Here is a 16,937-nt window from a genome sequence, read left to right as displayed (position 1 = left end):
CAGTCTAGGAATCGCCCCTTCTTGCGGCCATCGTCCAAACCGACGAAAGTGGCCGGCCGCCATCGCGCGGCCCTTGTCACTCCGCGCCACGCGCGCCGCCTCGTACCATGTACGCCCCGTCGACTTCCGTGCACGTCCAGCCCGCCAAACTCAGTCCGCCCGCAGCGCCGGCGGCGCAGGTGCTGCGGCAGGCCATCGCGCGGCAGGTGCACGAGGCAGCCCGCGCGCGGCTGCTGCTGGTGCGCGCACCGGCCGGCTTCGGCAAGACCACCGCCATGCACCAGATGCGCGACCGCCTGGAGGCCGAGGGCATCGCCACCGCCTGGCTCACGCTCGACGGCGCGGACAACGACGTGCCGCGTTTCCTGCAAAGCCTGGGCGCGGCCGTGCAGGCGCTGGGCATCGAGCCCGCCCCGGGCAGCGGCCTGGGCGATCCCATCGCGGCCCTGGGTCACGACGCGCTGCCCTTCGCGCTCTTCCTCGACGACTTCGAGGTGCTGCAGTCGCCCGCCGTCATCGGCCTGGTTCGGCAGCTGCTCGACGGCCTGCCGCGCCAGGGCCAGCTCGTGATCGGCTCGCGCAGCCTGCCCGACCTGGGCCTGGGCCGGCTGCGGGCCCGCGGCCAGCTGCTGGAGATCGATGCCGCCCTGCTGCGCTTCTCGGCCGCCGAGGCGGAGGAGTTCTTCCGCCTGCGTGGCGAAGCCCTGCCGCGCGACACGCTGGAGCGCCTGCTGGCCAAGACCGAGGGCTGGGCCGGCGCGCTGTGGCTGGCCTCGCTGGCACTGCAACGGCATGGCGCCGCGGGCAGCGACTTCGTCGAGCGCTTCTCGGGCTCCGACCGCGCCGTGGCCGATTACCTGGCCGAGGACGTGCTCGCCCAGCAGAGCGAGGAGGTGCGCGACTTCCTGCTGCGCACCAGCGTGCTGCGCGTGCTCGACGCCCGGGTGTGCGCCGCCGTGGCGCCGCGCGCCGATTGCGCGGCCCTGCTGGCCCAGCTGGAGGCCGGCCATCTCTTCCTGGCGCCGCTGGCCAGCGATGCGCGCAGCTACCGCTACCACAGCCTGTTCGCCGACTTCCTGCGCGCGCAACTGGCGCGCGAGCGGCCCGGCGACGTGGCACGGCTGCACCTGGCGGCCTCGGGCTGGTACGAGGCCGAGGGCCGGCCGGTGCCCGCCATCGACCATGCCATCGAAGGCGGGGACCATCCGCATGCGCTGGCTTTGCTCGCGCGCCATGCCGAGCGCTTCCTGGAAGAAGGCCGCATGCGCCTGCTCGACCGCTGGTTTGCCGCGCTGCCGCCCGAGCAGCTGGCCGGCCAGCCGCTGCTGCAGATGGTGGCCACCTGGGCCGAATGCTTCACCCGCGGCCCCTGGCAGGCGCTGCAGCGGCTGCAGGCCAGCGGCTGCGAGACCAGCGACGACGCCGCCGTGCGCGCCCACGTCAACGGCCTGCAGCCGCTGCTGCTGGCCATGATGGACCATCCCGAGGACGCCTACCCCGTCGGCCATGCCAACCTGCGGCGGCTGCCCACCTGCCGCGCCTTCGCCGACAGCGCGCTCGCCAATGCCATGGCCTACATCGTCTCGGTGATGGGCGAGCAGCACGAAGCCCACCGCCTGCTCGACGCCGCGCGCCGCAGCCAGGCCGGCAGCATCTTCAACCGCATGTACACCGAGGCCATGGAAGGCGTGCTCGACCTGGCCGAGGGCCGTCTGCGCCAGGCGGCCGCGCGCTTTCGGGTGGCGCTTTCCGCCACGCCGCGCAGCGCCTCGTACAACCCCACGCAGGGCAATGCCTGGGCCGGTGTTCTGCATGCCGGCGTGCTGTACGAAGGCGACGACCTGGCCGGCGCCGAGCACCTGCTGAGCGTGTACCTGCCGCTGGCCCGCGACGTCGGTCTGCCCGACCACGTGATCGCGGCCTACCGCATGCGCGCGCGCATCGCCTTCCTGCAGGGCGACGTGGACAGTGCCTTCCAGCTGCTGACCGAGCTGGAATACCTGGGGCACGACCGCCAGCTGCCGCGCGTGGTGGCCAGCGCCAAGCTGGAGCATGCGCGCCTGCTGATGCTGCAGGGCAACCGCGACGCCGCCGCTGACATGCTGGAGCGCGCCGACGATGCCGCCGTGTGGGACCGCGTGCGCCGCCTCAACCTGCCGGCCCACCCGGTGGACGACATCGCCATCGGCCGCTGGCGCTGGCAGCTGCGCTTCGGCGATGCCGAGGCGGTGCGGCAGGCGCTGGCCCCCGCCATCGCCGAGGCCGACACGCTGGCGCGGCGGCACCGCGCGCTCAAGCTGCGCGTGCTGCTCGCGCTGGCCCAGGCGCGCGCGGGTGCCGCGGCGGAGGCGCAGGCGGTGCTGGCCGCGGTGCTGGCCGAGACCGCGCGCGAAGGCTTCGTGCGGCTGCTGCTGGACGAGGGACCTGCCTTGGCGCCGCTGCTGCGCACCCTGCAGGCCGACCGCGCCCGGCTGGATGAGGCCGGCCCCATCTATGCCGACCATATCGCTCGCTTGGCCGCCGCCTTCGGCGAGGCGCACGAGGACGAGTCCGTTGCGGGCGACGCCCCGCCCGCACCGCTGGCCGAGCCGCTGACCCGCAAGGAGATCCGTGTGCTGGAGCTGCTGGCCGCCGGCTATTCCAACGCCGCCATGGCCGAGAAGCTGTTTGTCTCGGACAGCACCGTGCGCACGCACCTGCGCAACATCAACCTCAAGCTCGGCGCCCGCAGCCGCACGCAGGCCGTGGCGCTGGCGCGGCAGGCGGGGGTGGTGCGGTAGGGCGCCACCGACGACGCGCTCATGGGATGCGAACGCATGGCGGGCGCGCCGCTCTGCCCTTCGACGGGCTCACGGCGAACGGAACAAGTCTTCTTGCCGGGTGCCACCATCGGCACGGCGCCGGCCGCGGTCCTTTTCGAACAGGAGTCCTGCCCATGACCGATCGCTCGTCATCCACGCAGCCAGCCATCGTGCATTACGCCGCCGACGGCCCCGTCTGCACCATCACCCTCGACCGCCCGCACAAGCGCAACGCCGTCGACGGCGCCACCGCCGAAGCGCTGCGCAAGGCCTTCGAACGCTTCGAGGCCGACGACGCGCTGCGCGTGGCGGTGCTCACCGGCGCGGGCGGCCACTTCTGCGCCGGGGCCGACCTCGCGGCCGCCACCGACCCCGAAGCGCGCAATGCGCTGGATGCCCGCGGTGAGGGTCCCGGCCCCATGGGTCCGACGCGCATGGCCCTGTCCAAGCCGCTGATCGCCGCCATCGAGGGCTATGCCGTGGCCGGCGGGCTGGAGCTGGCCCTGCTGGCCGACCTGCGCGTGGCCGCCGACGACGCGGTGATGGGCGTCTTCTGCCGCCGCTGGGGCGTGCCACTGATCGACGGCGGCACCGTGCGGCTGCCGCGCCTGATCGGCATGGGCCGGGCGATGGACCTGATCCTCAGCGGCCGGCCCGTGCCCGCCGACGAGGCGCTGGCCATGGGCCTGGTCAACCGCGTCGTGCCGCGCGGCGACGCCCTGGCCAGGGCCCAGGCCTGGGCGCACGAGCTGGCGGCCTTCCCGCAACAGTGCATGCTGGCCGATCGCCGATCGGCCTACGCGCAGTGGGACCTGCCGCTGAGCGACGCGCTGCGGCAGGAAGGTGCGAATGGCGTGCCAGCCTTCTTCGCCGAGGGCGAGGCGGGGGCGGCGCGCTTCGCGGCGGGAGCGGGGCGGCACGGGCGAGCCGACCGGGGATAACTGCGTCGATCCAACGGATTGTGAATAGATCGCCTCGGGCAATCCCCAAGGATTTAACGCACTCGGGGCAAATCTGCGGTCTTTCGATTTAACACAAAAGTGCCAACCTAGACTGACGATCCGGCGCCCGCCCCACATCCAAGAGGCGGGCCAGAGGGCATTCCAGGGGGATCGACAGATGACTGCTTCCAGCGCCATACCGAGATCGCGCGCGGCATTGCTTCGGCCGCTCGCCGGTCATCCGCCCGAGCATCGGGCAGCCCGCTGCGCCATGCGGCCAGGCGCAGCGCATCGCCCGGCGATGCCCGTGCACGACATCCCCCCGGCCGCCTGAATTCGCGGCCCAGCCGCACACCCGACGACCCCGCCGACCCGCCCGCCGGCGACGGTGTCGCACGCCTGGAGATTGCCGCGGGCCCTGCCAACCAACAGGAGGTGAGCGCCACGACCTGATCCCCGACCGCACCGAGGGCCCCGGCCCGCCGTCCTTTCAAAAAAACATCCGATCCAATGAAAAAAGTCTGTCACACACCAGGCCGCAAGCCGACCGGCATCAGCTCGCTGATGGCCGCCGTGCTGGGCCGTCACTACGTCCTCACGGCGCCGGCCCTCGTGGCCGCCGGCATGTTCGGCGCCGACCCCGCCGCAGCAGCCACCAGTTGCCTTGCTTCCAACTGCAATGTCGAGGTGCTCTATTACATCGCTGCTACGCAAGGCAGCGGCGGCTTCGTCGTCGACCAGGACTACGGCTATTCCAACAATCAATGGCTGAACGATGCAACGCTGTATCAGCCGTCGATCACCGGCACGGCGACGATCGCGAACGCATCCATGGGCTCGGCCACCATCGGCTCGGCCCGCATCACCAGCGCCACCATCACCAACCTGAACGCCTCCACAGGCGGCGTGACGGCGGGCACTGTCAGCGCCAACAGCATCACCGCGGTGAGCGCCAGCCTGGGTACGGTCACCGCCAACAGCATCAGCGCCGGCACCGTGAGCGCCAGCAGCATCACCGCCGCCAGCGCTAGCCTGGGCACGGTCACCGCCAACAGCATCAGCGCGGGCACCGTCAGTGCCACCAGCGTGACGGCGTCCACGGTGAACGCGGGCACGGTCAACGCACAGAGCGTTGCCACCACCAGCCTGTCCGCCTTCAGCGCCACGCTGGGCACGGTGACGGCCTCCAGCGTGAATGCCAGTTCCGTCAATGCAGGCACCATCACCGCCACCAACGTCACCACCAATCAGTTGCTGGCCAACAGCGCGACGATGGGCAGCGTGACGGCCATGAGCGTCAACGCGAGCACCGTCAGCGCCAACAGCGTGACGGCCACCTCGGCCAGCCTGGGTACCGTGACCGCCTCCAGCGTGAGCGCCAGCACCGTGAGCGCGTTCAGCGTCACCGCCGCCAGTGCGAGTCTGGGCACCGTGACCGCGGCGAGCATCAGTGCCGGCACGGTCAGTGCCTCCAGCCTCACGGCCACCAGCGTCTCTGCCGGCACCATCACCGCCGCCAGCATCAGCGCCAACACCGTCAGCGCGTTCAGCGTCACGGCGACCAGCGCCAGCCTGGGCACCGTCACGGCCGCGAGCATCAGTGCCGGCACCGTCAGTGCCTCCAGCCTCACGGCCACCAGCGTCTCTGCCGGCACCATCACCGCAGCGAGCGTCAGTGCCAATACGGTCAGCGCGTTCAGTGTCACGGCCACCAGCGCCAGCCTGGGCACCGTGACGGCCGCGAGCATCAGTGCCGGCACGGTCAGTGCCTCCAGCCTCACGGCCACCAGCGTCTCTGCCGGCACCATCACCGCGGCCAGCATCAGCGCCAATACGGTCAGCGCGTTCAGCGTCACGGCGACCAGCGCCAGCCTGGGCACCGTGACGGCGGCGAGCATCAGTGCCGGCACGGTCAGTGCCTCCAGCCTGACGGCCACCAGCGTCTCCGCCGGCACCATCACCGCAGCGAGCATCAGCGCCGACACCGTGAGTGCCTTCAGCGTCACGGCCACCAGCGTCTCGGCGGGCACGGTGACCGCGGCGAGCATCACCGCCGGCACGGTCAATGCCACCAGCCTGACCACCGCCACGGCCAACGTCACCAACGGTGCCACCATCGTCGGCGGCCTCAGCGTGGACACGGTGACGGCCGGCACGGTGAGCGCGACCAGCCTCACGGCCACCAGCGTCTCGGCGGGTACCGTGACGGCGGCGAGCATCACGGCGGGCACGGTCAATGCCACGCAGCTGACCACCGCCAAGGCCAACGTCACCAATGGCGCGACCATCACCGGCGGGCTGAAGGTGGACACCGTGACGGCGACCAGCGTGTCGGCCGGCACCGTGAGTGCCAGCAGCATCACGGCCGCCAGTGCGAGCCTGGGCACCGTGACGGCGGCGAGCATCACCGCGAGCACCGTCAACGCGTCGAGCGCCAGCCTCGGCACGGTCACGGCCACCAGCGTGTCCGCAGGCACGGTCACTGCCAACAGCATCTCGGCCGGCACCGTCAGCGCCAACAGCGTGACCGCGTCCACCATCCACGCCGGCACCATCACGGCCACCAGCGTGAACGCGGGCACGGTCAGCGCGACGCAGATCGTCATCGGCAACTCGACGCTCTCGAACAACGAGATGTCGGTGACCAATGTGACCACGCAGAACTTCACGACCAACAATGCCACGGTCAACAACCTGACCACCACCAACGTCAGCGTGGCGGGATCGGTCAACGCGAGCACCGTCAATGCCAGCACCGTCAACGCCAGCACGGTGAATGCCACCAGCATCAACACCAGCGTGCTGAACGCGACGGCGGCCACGGTGAATGCGCTGACGGCCACCAATTCCCTGACGGTGGCGCCTGGGGCGAACGTCGACATGGGCGGCAACCGCGTGCAGAACGTGGCGCCCGGTGTGGTGGCCACCGACGCTGTCAATCTCGGACAGTTGCAGCAGACCGAAGGCCGTCTGCAAAGGCAGATCGACCAGACCGGCGCCATGGCGGCGGCCCAGGCCAACATGGTCATGCCGACGGCTCCGGGCGAGGTGACCATGGGTGCGGGCATCGGCTACCAGGGCGGCTACGCGGCCGGGGCGCTCGGCATGGCCTACCAGGTGCAGCCCAACGTGTTCCTGCGGTCGACCCTGAGCTTCTCGGGCAGCAAGGTGAGCGTGGGCGCAGGCTTCACCTTCCGCTGGAAGCCATGACCCTGGGTTGAACCGGCGGGGCGGAGGGGCAGGCCATGTCCTGCCTCATCCGCCCCTGCCTTCCCACGACAACCATGAAGAGATCGCACCCCCCGAAGGTGGCACCGGCCCTGGAGGCCTGGGCGCGCGAGACCATTGCGCAGGCCCTCGAGCATCACCGCCAGGGTGACCTCGCACGTGCCGAGGCGATGTACCGCGAGGTGCTGGCCCGGGTCGAGAACTATCCCGACGCACTGCAGCTGCTCGGACTGATCTACAAGGCGGCCAACCGCATGCAGGAGGCGCTGCAGCTGCTCAATGCGGCCATCGCCCTGAACCCGCATCCCGTCTACTACACCAACCGTGCCGGCGTGCTGCTGGAACTGAAGGAACATGCCCTGGCCGAGCAGGACGCCATGGTCGCGATCCGCAGTGGCCAGGCCTCGGCCGACACCTACATCAACCTGCTGAGCGCGCTGCGCAGTCAGAAGAAGCGACGCAAGCTCCAGCAGATCGGCGCAGACGCCATTCGCGCCCACCCCGACAACGCCAGCGTGTGGAACAACTACGGCGCAGGCCTGCTCGACCTGGGCGAGTCGCAGGCTGCCCGCGACGCCTTCGCGCGCGCGGTCGACCTGGCGCCCGAGGGCCTGGTCTGGCGCGAGACGCTGGCCAAGATCCTCTGGAGCGAGGGCCGCACGCAAGAGGCACTGGTCCACAGCGAAGCCGCCTTCGGCCTCGGCTCCCGGTCGGCGCAGGTGCTGCGGCCCTACGGCGAGCATCTGCACGCACAGGCCCCGGAAAGCGCCATCGAGGTGCTGATGCGGCTCATGCGCGAAGGCGAGGCCGAAGCGCTGGCCGAACCGCTGTTGCAGCCCGCCTTCGTGAACATGATGTTCGCCGTTGCCGGCGCGCTGCAGGATCGCCTGCGGCTCGACGATGCCATCGCCATGCTGCACCGCCTGGCCGAACTGCGCGGCGACAGCAAGGACGTGGTCAACAACCTCGGCGTGGCCTACTTCAAGAAGTCGGACTACCGCACCGCCATCGCCCATTTCACCAAGGCGCTGGCCCTGGAGCCGGACAGCGTGATGATGCTGCGAAACCTGGGCGTGTGCCATTTCATGCTGATCGAGCTGGAAGAGGCACTGCGCTACTTCAAGGACGCCGTGGCGGCCGCGCCGGACGACTGCGTCAGCCTGCTGTACCTCTACGGGCAGAAGCTCTCGTGCGTCGACTGGAGCGATCTGGAGGCGGTGGGCCAGAAGCTGCTGCGCCTGTCGCTCGAACAGGAGCCGGAAGACCTGTCCGCGTCGCTGGCCTACCTCATGCTCATCGAGAAGGCCGAGGACATGAAGCGCATTGCCGCGCTCGTGGGCCGCTCGGTCTTCAAGGACCAGCCGATCTACGCCGACCTGCCGCCAGTGCGCAGCCGCAAAGAGGGCCGCATCCGCATCGGCTATTTCTCGTACGACTTCCGCACCCACCCGGTGTCCTACCTCACCGAGGAGATCTACGGCCTGCACGACCGCTCGCGCTTCGAGGTCCATGCCCTGTCCTACGGCCCCGACGACGGCAGTGCGTTCCGCCGCAACATCGAACGCGACGTCGATGTCTTCATCGACTTCGAGCACTGCACCTCGCGCGAGATCGTGGAGCGCGTACGCGCGCTCGAGCTCGACGTGCTGATCGACCTGACGGGCAACACCCAGGGCACGCGCAGCCGCATCCTGATCAACCGCCTCGCGCCCGTGCAGTGCCACTGGCTCGGCTACGTGTCCTCGATGGGCGAAGGCGTGTACGACTACCTGTTCGGCGATCCCTTCACCACGCCGCCCAACCTGGACGAGCACTACGCCGAGTGCGTGGCGCGCCTGCCCTTCACCATGCAGATCAGCTCCCGGTGGCAGAAGCCCAGCGACCGCGTCTTCACGCGCGCCGACTTCGGCATTCCGGAAGACGCGTTCGTCTTCGCCAACTTCGGCTCCTTCGCCAAGATCCATCCCAAGGTGTTCGACGCCTGGATGCACATCCTGAAGAACACGCCCGGCAGCGTGCTGTGGCTGGCACGTACCCATCGCACCCCGAAAGTGGCCTTCGAGCGGCTGGCAGCCGTGGTGCAACGCCATGGCATCGCGCCCAAACGGGTGATCTTCAGCGAACCGCTCGGCCGCGAAGACCACCTGCACCGCTACAGCGTCGCCGACCTGTGCCTGGACACCTATCCCCAAGGCTCGGGCACCACGGCCATCGAATGCCTGTCGATGGCCTGCCCGATGGTGTCGATGGCCGATGCCGGGGAGACCTATGCGATCCGCATGCCCGGCAGCATCCTCACCGCGGCCGGTATGGCAGAGCTCATCACCGGCAGCGTCGAGGACTACCAGGCCCTGGCGATCGCGCTGGGCCATGACCGCGCGCGCACGCGCGCCCTGCGCGAACGCCTGCAGGCCAGCAAGGCCACGCTGCCGCTCTTCGACACGCCGCGCGCCGTGCGCTACCTGGAGCAGGCGCTGCTGCACATGGCCGAACGCGCCCGCGCGGGCCTGCCGCCCGAGGACTTCAGCGTGGCGGCCTCCCTGTGACCCGACCGCGCTTCAACGATTGACACCATGACCCGACATCTCCAACTCTCCATCGTGGCGGTCACCTTTGCGGCCGCCCTGACCTGCGGCGCGCCGGCCGTCGCGCGCGAAGATGGCGCATTTCCGGTGCAGGGCGAAAGACTCGACCTTGAACCGCCGGCAGGCTGGGTATTGACCGAGCTGCGCGGAGAAGCGCAAGGCAGCTATGTGGTGCGCTACGAGCCCGATGCGACACAGCGCGCGGCCTGGAAGAACGCCTACGTCACCATCGAACGTCTGCGCTACCCCGACAAGGCGACGCTGGAATCCATCCGCGCCGCCAATGCCACCGTCGCAGGGCAGGTCGTCAGCTTCACCATGGAGCAGATGAAGCGCAACTGCAGCGCTGGCCTGACCCTTCCGCCGCGCATGACGGCCCCATTCGGCAAACGGTCCAGGTCGGTACAGGCCGCTTTCTGCAGCACGACGCCAGGCAGTGCACTGGGCGAATCACTTCTGGTGGCGGCCCTGGAGGGCGAGGAGTACGTCTATCGCGTCCATTTCGTCTGGCTACCGCAGAACGAGCAGGAGCGTGAGGAGGCAACCCGAAAGATGGATGAGCGCATGGGTTCGGCCTTCATGAACGCCGTGAGCACGGCCCGGCTGTGCGGCGGTGCGGTTCCCTGCACGACCGTGATCGCACCACCGCGCGGTGCGGCGGCCGTGGCGGCCGCCACCGACCTTTCCGGCGTGGCCCCGGCGGTGCAGGCCTGGGCCAGCGCGTGGTCGGCCAAGGATCTGCAGCGATACCTGGATTTCTACGCAGCGAGCTTCCAGCCACCCTCGGGCAGTCTGGCCGCCTGGAAGTCGCAGCGCGCCGCACGGATCGCCAAACCCGGCGCGATCAGCATCACGGTCGAGGCGCTGCAGGTGCGCGCCGACGGCGCCGACGGAGCGCAGGCCACCTTCCGGCAGACCTACCGATCGAGCGACTACGTGGACGTCACCCAGAAGACACTGCGTCTGGTGCGCGAAGGACAGGCGTGGAAGATCCGCGCCGAAGGCGCGAGCCCGGCGCGCTGATCTGGCGACCCACCTGCGTCGCCGGCACGAGCCGGGCGAGCGATCAACAGCCTGCCCCCTGGTGACGGTGGGCCGCTGCGGCCTGGGTTGCATCGCAGACGCCCCTCCTATCATCGGCCGGGTCTGCACTCTTGCCGCGCCCGCGCGCGCCCGGTTCATGCTCAACGGCCTGTGGCTGTCCTTCTTCCTCGTCGCCGCAGTGGCCGGCTTCGCGCGCTGGCTGGTGGGCGGCGACGCCACGGTGTTCGCCGCCATGGTCGAGGCGCTGTTCGCCATGGCGAAGCTGTCGGTGGAGCTCATGCTGCTGCTGTTCGGCACGCTCACGCTGTGGCTGGGCTTCCTGCGGATCGCCGAGGCGGCCGGGCTGGTGGCGCTGCTGGCACGGGCGCTGGGGCCGCTCTTTCGCCGGCTGATGCCCGAGGTGCCGGCCGGCCATCCGGCGCTGGGCCTCATCACCATGAACTTCGCGGCCAATGCGCTGGGCCTGGACAACGCGGCCACGCCCATCGGCCTCAAGGCCATGCGCGAGCTGCAGACGCTCAACCCGCGGCCCGACACGGCCAGCAACGCGCAGATCCTGTTCCTGGTGCTCAACGCGTCCTCGCTCACGCTGCTGCCGGTGACGATCTTCATGTACCGCGCACAGCAGGGCGCGGCCGATCCGACGCTGGTGTTTCTGCCCATCCTGCTGGCCACCAGCGCATCGACGCTGGTGGCGCTGCTGTCGGTGGCGCTGGTGCAGCGCCTCAAGCTCTGGGACCCCGTGGTGCTGGCCTACCTGCTGCCGGGTGCGGCGCTGCTGGCGGGCTTCATGGCGCTGCTGGCCACGCTGTCGGCGCAGGCGCTGGCGCAGCTCTCGTCGCTGATGGGCAACCTGGTGCTGTTCGGCGTCGTCATCGCTTTCCTGGTGGTCGGCGCACTCAAGCGGGTGGCGGTGTACGACCGCTTCATCGAAGGCGCCAAGGAAGGCTTCGACGTGGCCAAGGGCCTGCTGCCCTACCTGGTGGCCATGCTCTGCGCCATCGGCGTGCTGCGGGCCTCGGGCGCGCTGGACCTGCTGCTGGACGGCATCCGCTGGTGCGTGGGGCAGACCGGCTGGGACACGCGCTTCGTCGATGCGCTGCCGACCGCGCTGGTCAAGCCCTTCTCGGGCAGCGCGGCACGGGCGCTGCTGATCGAGACCATGAAGACGCACGGCGTGGACAGCTTCCCCGCCCTGGTGGCCGCCACCATCCAGGGCAGCACCGAGACCACCTTCTACGTGCTGGCGGTGTACTTTGGCGCGGTGGGCATCCAGAAGGCGCGATACGCCGTGGGCTGTGCGCTGCTGGCCGAGCTGGCGGGCGTCGTGGCGGCCATCGCCGTCTGCTACTGGTTCTTCGGCTGATGCCGTCTGGCGACCCGTCCACCGTCTGCCGCCGGCTCCCGCCCGACCCTGCCGCCGCCGCCGTCAAACCGCCTGCGGGACAATGCCGGCCGATCGCCCCCTGCCGCCAGGCCCTCTTCCGTGACCGCTCCCCTCCAGGCCCAAGCGCCCGACTTTTCCGCCGCCGAGTTCCGCGCCGCCCTGGGCATGTTCGCCACCGGCGTGACCATCATCACGGCGCGGGCGGCCGACGGGCGGCTGGTGGGCTTCACGGCCAGCTCCTTCAACTCGGTGTCGCTGGCGCCGCCCCTGGTGCTGTGGAGCCTGTCGCGCAGCGCGGGCTCGATGCCGGACCTGCGAGCCGGCTCCCACTACGCCATCAACATCCTGGCCGCCAACCAGCAGGCGCTGGCCGAGCGTTTTGCCACCCGCGGCGTGGATCGCTGGGAAGGCGTGGACTGGGCACCCGGCATCGCCGGCGCACCCGTGCTTGAAGGCTGCGTGGCCAGCTTCGAATGCTTCAACCGCAGCCGCTATGAAGAGGGCGACCACGTCATCTTCGTCGGCGAGGTGGAGCGCTGCGCCCACCAGGCGGGCGTGCCGCCGCTGCTCTACCACGGCGGTCGCTTCTACACCGAGCACCCGCTCTGAGGCACCCCGGCAGCGCTTCGCGGCTCCGCTTCAGCCGCGCCGACGCATGAAGGCCAGCAGCCGCTCGGTGCGGGGACCGTAGGGGGGATGCATCAGCCCGCCCAGCGACCAGCGCGACTGCACCAGCACGGCGCGCTCGTGGGTGAAGCGCAGAAAACCCGCCTCGCCATGCGATGCGCCCCAGCCGCTGTCGCCGACACCGCCGAAGGGCAGGCCGGGATGGGCGATGTGCACCAGCGTGTCGTTGACCGTGACGCCGCCGCTGACGGTGCCGGCCAGCAGCGCATCGCGCGCCCGGGTGTCCTCGCCGAACCAGTACAAGGCGAGCGGGCGCGGCCGGTCATTGATGAAGCGGATGGCGGTCGCCGTGTCGGCGCAGTCCAGCACCGGCAGGACGGGGCCGAAGATCTCCTCCTGCATCAGCGCCATTCCGGGCTTCGCGCCCAGCACCAGCCGAAGGGCCATCTGGCGCCCTGCCGGCGCATCCGTGCCCAGCACCCGGACCTGCGCACCCTGGGCCACGGCATCGTCCACCAGGGCCTGGAGCCGCTGCGCCTGCCGCGCATCGACCAGGGCGGTGTAGTCGGGGTTGCCCGCCACGGTCGGAAACAGGCGCTGCACCGCCGCCGCCAGGGCGTCGGCCAGTGCGCCGTGCAGCGCGGCGGGCGCCAGCACATAGTCGGGCGCGATGCAGGTCTGCCCGGCATTGAGCAGCTTGCCGTGGGCGATGCGCGAGGCCACCGCATCGGGCCGGCAGGAGGCGTCGATCACACAGGGCGACTTGCCGCCCAGCTCCAGCGTGGTCGGCGTGAGGTTGGCGGCGGCCGCTGCCGCGACATGGCGGCCCACGGCGGTGGAACCGGTGAAGAACAGATGGTCGAAGGGCAGCGCCGAGAACTCGGCCGCCAGCGCGGCATCGCCGTTCGTCACGGTGAATTCGTCGGGGGCGAATCGCCGGGCGACCGCCTCGGCGATGGCGTCGGAGCAGCGCGGCGTGCGCTCGCTGGGCTTGAGCATCACCCGATTGCCCGCTGCCAGCGCCATGCCGGCGGGTCCCAGCGACAGAAGCAGGGGATAGTTCCAGGGCGACAGCACCCCCACCACACCGACCGGTTGTCGCTGCACCCAGGCACGCGCCGGCTGCAGCGTGAGCGGCGTGCGCACCCGGCGCGGCGCGGACCATCGCGCCAGGTGACGCTGCGCGTCCGCCAGCCCCTCGCGCAGCAGCAGCAGGTCGGCGATCTCGGTGAGCGTGGCCGAGCGGACGCCGAAGTCGGCCTCCACGGCGCGCACCAGCGGCGGGCCGTCGGTGCCGAGCAGCGCGCGAAGGCGCTGCAGCCGGTCACGGCGCAACGCCAGATCGGCCGGCGGCTGGCTGCGGCTGGCCGCACGCTGGGCCTCGAACAGGCTGCGCAGGGCGAGGGATGCGGAGGTCATGGTCGCTGGCTCCAGGGACGGATGGGAATCAGGCGCCGGCGGCCGCGCCATAGGTGGCGGCAAAGCGGGACTGCAGGTACGCCTGCGTCGTGACCGGCGCATGCCGCGGTGCCTCGCCGGGCGGCACGCAGCTGGGAATGGCGCTGACCAGCGCGTCGGGGTTGGGATCGAGGAAGAAGGCGATCGAATAACGCTCGGCCGCCGGCCGCACCACGCGGTGCGGCGTGGACAGGTAGACGTCGTTGGTCCAGCGCATCAGGCAATCGCCGATGTTGCAGACGAAGGCGCCGGGCAGCGGCGGCACGTCGATCCATTCGTCGCGGGCGCGCCCCTGCACCTGCAGGCCCGAGACGCCGTCGGTGGCCAGCAGGGTGACGTTCCCGTAGTCGGTGTGTGCCCCGGCGCCCACGCCGGCGTCGGCCGCCGCGCCCGCGGGATAGTGCAGCAGGCGCAGCGTGGCCAGCGGCCGGTCGATCTTGTCGGCGAAGAAGTCCTCGGGCAGACCCAGGTCCAGCGCGAAGGCCGCATGCAGCCGCGTGGCGGCGGCGAAGACCGCATCGAAGTAGGCCTGCACCGGCGCGCGCCAGCCGGGCAGGGCGGGCCAGGCGTTGGGCGGGCGGGTGGCCTCGTCGGTCCAGATGAGGTTGAAGGCCTCCTTCTGGTCGGCGCCGCGCTTCTCGTCCAGCGCCTCCACGCCCATGCCCACGTAGCCGCGGTTGTGGCTGAGCGTGGCGTACGCCAGCGCCGCCTTGTCGGCCACCGGCTGGGCAAAGAACGCGCGGCTGGCGGCGAAGGCGGCGTCGATCACTCGGGCCGGCACGCCATGGCCGGTGATGGCGAAGAAGCCGATGTCGCGGCAGGCGGCGCCCACCTCGGCCGCCACGCGACGACGGGCGTCGGCATCAGGCGAGGCAAGGGCGGCGATGTCGATGACGGGGATGGTGGAAGCAGCGGTCATGGCGGGGCGAAGGCGTTGAGGCAAGTCGGGGCACTGGTGACGCGGCGGGCCATGCGGACAGGTTTGCGGGCCCTTCTAGCGCTGCAGGCTCAGCCGGTAGCGGAAGGTGTCGGCGCGGTAGACGGCGCTTTCCACATGCACCGGCGAGCCCGCCTGGTCATGCACCACGCGCTCCACCTCCAGCACGGGCGCGCCGGTATCCAGCTTGAGCAGACGGGCGTCCGCCGCGCGGGCGGTGCCGGCGCCGATCTCCAGGTCGGCGCGGCCGACGGCGATGCCACCCTCGTGCTCGAACACGTCGATCAGGTCGCGCTGCGAGAAGTCCACCCGCGACAGGCGCTCGCCCAGCGTGGCCAGCAACCAGGAGTTGTTGACCGACAGCGGCTCGCGCTCCAGGTAGCGCACGGTCTGCAGGTGATAGACGGTGGTGTTGCCGGGCAGGCCCAGCTTCTGCGCAACCGCCGCAGGAGCCCGCACCTCTCGCCAGGCCAGGCGCTTGTTGCTGACGGCGCGCGCCTCGGCGGCCAGCGCCTCGTTCAGGCCCTGCAGGCGGTTAAGGCTCTGCGCCGCTTTCGGGTGCGAGACGAATGCACCCTTTCCGTGCAGCTTGACGATCAGGCCCTCGGCCTGGAGTGCGCCGAGCGCCTGGCGCACGGTGATGCGGCTGACGCCATGGGCCGCCTGCAGCTCGGATTCGGAGGGCAGCTTGTCGCCCGGCTTCAGGCGGGCGTCGAGGATGGAGGCACGCAGCTCATCGCGCAGGCGGGCATGCAGCGACTGGGGAATCTCAGCCAAGGCGTGGCCCTTCCGCATGGCTGGCATGCCGCTTGCATCGCTTGTTATAACTTGTCATAACGAGTAGATTCTCGCACCGTCGAGGTGCTCTTCCATCCTTCACCACTGCCGAACGAGGAACGACCATGGCCCATCCTGCCCGCACCGCCCATTCCCTGAGCTTCACCCGCCGCACCCTGGCTGCCGCCCTGGCGTCGGGCATGGCCCTGGCCGCATTGCCCGGCGCCGCACAGGCCCAGGCCTGGCCGGCCAAACCGGTCACGCTGATCGTACCGTTCGCGGCCGGCGGCGGCGTCGATGCGACGGCCCGCCTCATCAACGCCAAGCTGGGCGAGGTGCTGGGCCAGCCCGTGGTGATCGACAACGTGGCCGGGGCCGCCGGCACCATCGGCACGCAGAAGGCCGCCCGCGCGCCGGCCGACGGCTACACGCTGCTGTTCGCCGTGGCCAGCCCGCTCAACGTGGCGCCGCTGGTGGCGCCTTCGGCCGTGCGCTACGACACCTTCAAGGACTTCGCGCCCATCGCCACCGTCGGCTTCTCGCCCTTCGTGCTGGTGGGCAAGCCGCAGCTGCCGGCGCAGACCGCGGCCGAGCTGATCGCCTATGCCAAGGCCCATCCCGGCCAGTTGAACTTCGGCACCGATGGCGTGGGCACTTCGCTGCACGTGACGGCCGAACTGATCAAGCAGCGCGCGGGCATCGACATCGTGCATGTGCCCTACAAGTCGGGCCCGCAGGTGCTGACCGACGTGGCCGGCGGCCAGCTGGACCTGGCGGTGCTGCCGCTGTCGCTGGCACTGCCCTTCATCAAGGACGGCAAGGTCAAGGGCCTGGGCGTGACCTCCGCCGCCCGTGCGCCCATCGCGCCGCAGCTGCCGGCCCTGGCCGAGACGCCGGCCCTGAAGGGCTTCGAGCTGGATTCCTGGCTGGGCATCCTGGCGCCCGCCAACGTGCCGGCGCCGGTCGCCGCCAAGCTGGCCGAGGCCGTGCAGGCCACGATGAAGGACCCCGAGGTGGTGCGCCGCCTGGGCGAGATCGCCGTGCGCCCCGTGGTGACCACAGGCCCGGCCTTCGGCGACTACCTCAAGAAGGAGCGCCAGACCATCCAGGACGTGGTCACCAAGGCCAACATCAAAGCAGAGTAAACAGAAG

Annotated in this window: 13 protein-coding genes; 8 read left to right on the top strand and 5 right to left on the bottom strand. The window is 70.6% G+C overall.

The genetic code is table 11. The features are described 5' to 3' along the window. Window positions 1–107 precede the first annotated feature (107 nt). Together BXA03_RS06480 and BXA03_RS06475 are read left to right on the top strand one after the other, a co-directional pair. The gene (locus BXA03_RS06480) at window positions 108–2,780 is read left to right on the top strand and encodes a winged helix-turn-helix domain-containing protein (protein WP_076505255.1); all 2,673 of its coding nucleotides are present in this window, start codon (window positions 108–110) and stop codon (window positions 2,778–2,780) included. Between the two features lie 155 nt (window positions 2,781–2,935). After that, window positions 2,936–3,742 (top strand): crotonase/enoyl-CoA hydratase family protein, encoded by an 807-nt coding sequence (locus tag BXA03_RS06475; protein ID WP_076505253.1) that lies wholly within the window; start codon window positions 2,936–2,938, stop codon window positions 3,740–3,742. A 788-nt stretch (window positions 3,743–4,530) separates the two neighbouring features. Here the strand turns inward: BXA03_RS06475 and BXA03_RS26515 are convergent. Beyond that, window positions 4,531–4,983, bottom strand: a complete 453-nt coding sequence (locus tag BXA03_RS26515; RefSeq protein ID WP_143476231.1) for a hypothetical protein — start codon at window positions 4,981–4,983, stop codon at window positions 4,531–4,533. A gap of 6 nt (window positions 4,984–4,989) precedes the next feature. After that, a complete protein-coding gene (locus tag BXA03_RS26835; protein WP_159444708.1) occupies window positions 4,990–5,790 on the bottom strand; it encodes a hypothetical protein in 801 nt (266 codons plus the stop codon). On the opposite strand from BXA03_RS26835, the gene BXA03_RS26505 reads away from it, so the two are divergent. From BXA03_RS26505 to BXA03_RS06440, 5 genes are all read left to right on the top strand, one after another. Then, window positions 5,729–6,952: a YadA-like family protein gene (locus tag BXA03_RS26505; protein ID WP_159444707.1), complete on the top strand. Its 1,224-nt coding sequence runs from the start codon at window positions 5,729–5,731 to the stop codon at window positions 6,950–6,952. The genes BXA03_RS26835 and BXA03_RS26505 overlap by 62 nt on opposite strands. A gap of 74 nt (window positions 6,953–7,026) precedes the next feature. Beyond that, on the top strand, window positions 7,027–9,516 hold the full coding sequence (locus BXA03_RS06455; RefSeq protein WP_159444706.1) for a tetratricopeptide repeat protein: 2,490 nt from the start codon (window positions 7,027–7,029) through the stop codon (window positions 9,514–9,516). A gap of 27 nt (window positions 9,517–9,543) precedes the next feature. Continuing rightward, a complete protein-coding gene (locus tag BXA03_RS06450) occupies window positions 9,544–10,578 on the top strand; it encodes a L,D-transpeptidase Cds6 family protein (protein ID WP_076505243.1) in 1,035 nt (344 codons plus the stop codon). 157 nt (window positions 10,579–10,735) lie between these two features. Then, window positions 10,736–11,965: a nucleoside recognition domain-containing protein gene (locus BXA03_RS06445; protein ID WP_076505241.1), complete on the top strand. Its 1,230-nt coding sequence runs from the start codon at window positions 10,736–10,738 to the stop codon at window positions 11,963–11,965. A 120-nt stretch (window positions 11,966–12,085) separates the two neighbouring features. Further along, window positions 12,086–12,595, top strand: coding sequence for a flavin reductase family protein (locus BXA03_RS06440; protein WP_076505239.1), 510 nt, complete (start codon window positions 12,086–12,088; stop codon window positions 12,593–12,595). Window positions 12,596–12,625: 30 nt separating this feature from the next. Here the strand turns inward: BXA03_RS06440 and BXA03_RS06435 are convergent, their stop codons facing one another. The 3 genes from BXA03_RS06435 to BXA03_RS06425 all read right to left on the bottom strand — a co-directional run bounded on the left by BXA03_RS06435 (window position 12,626) and on the right by BXA03_RS06425 (window position 15,785). After that, window positions 12,626–14,032, bottom strand: coding sequence for an aldehyde dehydrogenase family protein (locus tag BXA03_RS06435; protein ID WP_076505761.1), 1,407 nt, complete (start codon window positions 14,030–14,032; stop codon window positions 12,626–12,628). A gap of 28 nt (window positions 14,033–14,060) precedes the next feature. Next, the gene (locus BXA03_RS06430; RefSeq protein WP_076505237.1) at window positions 14,061–14,990 is read right to left on the bottom strand and encodes an isopenicillin N synthase family dioxygenase; all 930 of its coding nucleotides are present in this window, start codon (window positions 14,988–14,990) and stop codon (window positions 14,061–14,063) included. A gap of 75 nt (window positions 14,991–15,065) precedes the next feature. Continuing rightward, on the bottom strand, window positions 15,066–15,785 hold the full coding sequence (locus tag BXA03_RS06425; protein WP_159444705.1) for a GntR family transcriptional regulator: 720 nt from the start codon (window positions 15,783–15,785) through the stop codon (window positions 15,066–15,068). A gap of 125 nt (window positions 15,786–15,910) precedes the next feature. Here BXA03_RS06425 and BXA03_RS06420 point away from each other — a divergent pair, with 125 nt between their 5' ends. Next, a complete protein-coding gene (locus tag BXA03_RS06420; protein ID WP_083715916.1) occupies window positions 15,911–16,930 on the top strand; it encodes a Bug family tripartite tricarboxylate transporter substrate binding protein in 1,020 nt (339 codons plus the stop codon). Window positions 16,931–16,937 lie beyond the last annotated feature (7 nt).

Source organism: Pseudacidovorax sp. RU35E (assembly GCF_900156165.1).
Classification (GTDB): Bacteria; Pseudomonadota; Gammaproteobacteria; order Burkholderiales; family Burkholderiaceae_C; genus Xenophilus.
This window is presented reverse-complemented; position numbering and strand designations above follow the sequence as displayed.

Coding starts and splice junctions, on each gene's coding strand:
- BXA03_RS06420 (WP_083715916.1), top strand. CDS start 15,911: ATGGCCCATCCTGCCCGCACCGCCCATTCCCTGAGCTTCACCCGCCGC.
- BXA03_RS26835 (WP_159444708.1), bottom strand. CDS start 5,790: ATGCTCGCCGCGGTCACCGTGCCCGCCGAGACGCTGGTGGCCGTGACG.
- BXA03_RS06450 (WP_076505243.1), top strand. CDS start 9,544: ATGACCCGACATCTCCAACTCTCCATCGTGGCGGTCACCTTTGCGGCC.
- BXA03_RS06430 (WP_076505237.1), bottom strand. CDS start 14,990: ATGACCGCTGCTTCCACCATCCCCGTCATCGACATCGCCGCCCTTGCC.
- BXA03_RS06445 (WP_076505241.1), top strand. CDS start 10,736: ATGCTCAACGGCCTGTGGCTGTCCTTCTTCCTCGTCGCCGCAGTGGCC.
- BXA03_RS06480 (WP_076505255.1), top strand. CDS start 108: ATGTACGCCCCGTCGACTTCCGTGCACGTCCAGCCCGCCAAACTCAGT.
- BXA03_RS06455 (WP_159444706.1), top strand. CDS start 7,027: ATGAAGAGATCGCACCCCCCGAAGGTGGCACCGGCCCTGGAGGCCTGG.
- BXA03_RS06475 (WP_076505253.1), top strand. CDS start 2,936: ATGACCGATCGCTCGTCATCCACGCAGCCAGCCATCGTGCATTACGCC.
- BXA03_RS06435 (WP_076505761.1), bottom strand. CDS start 14,032: ATGACCTCCGCATCCCTCGCCCTGCGCAGCCTGTTCGAGGCCCAGCGT.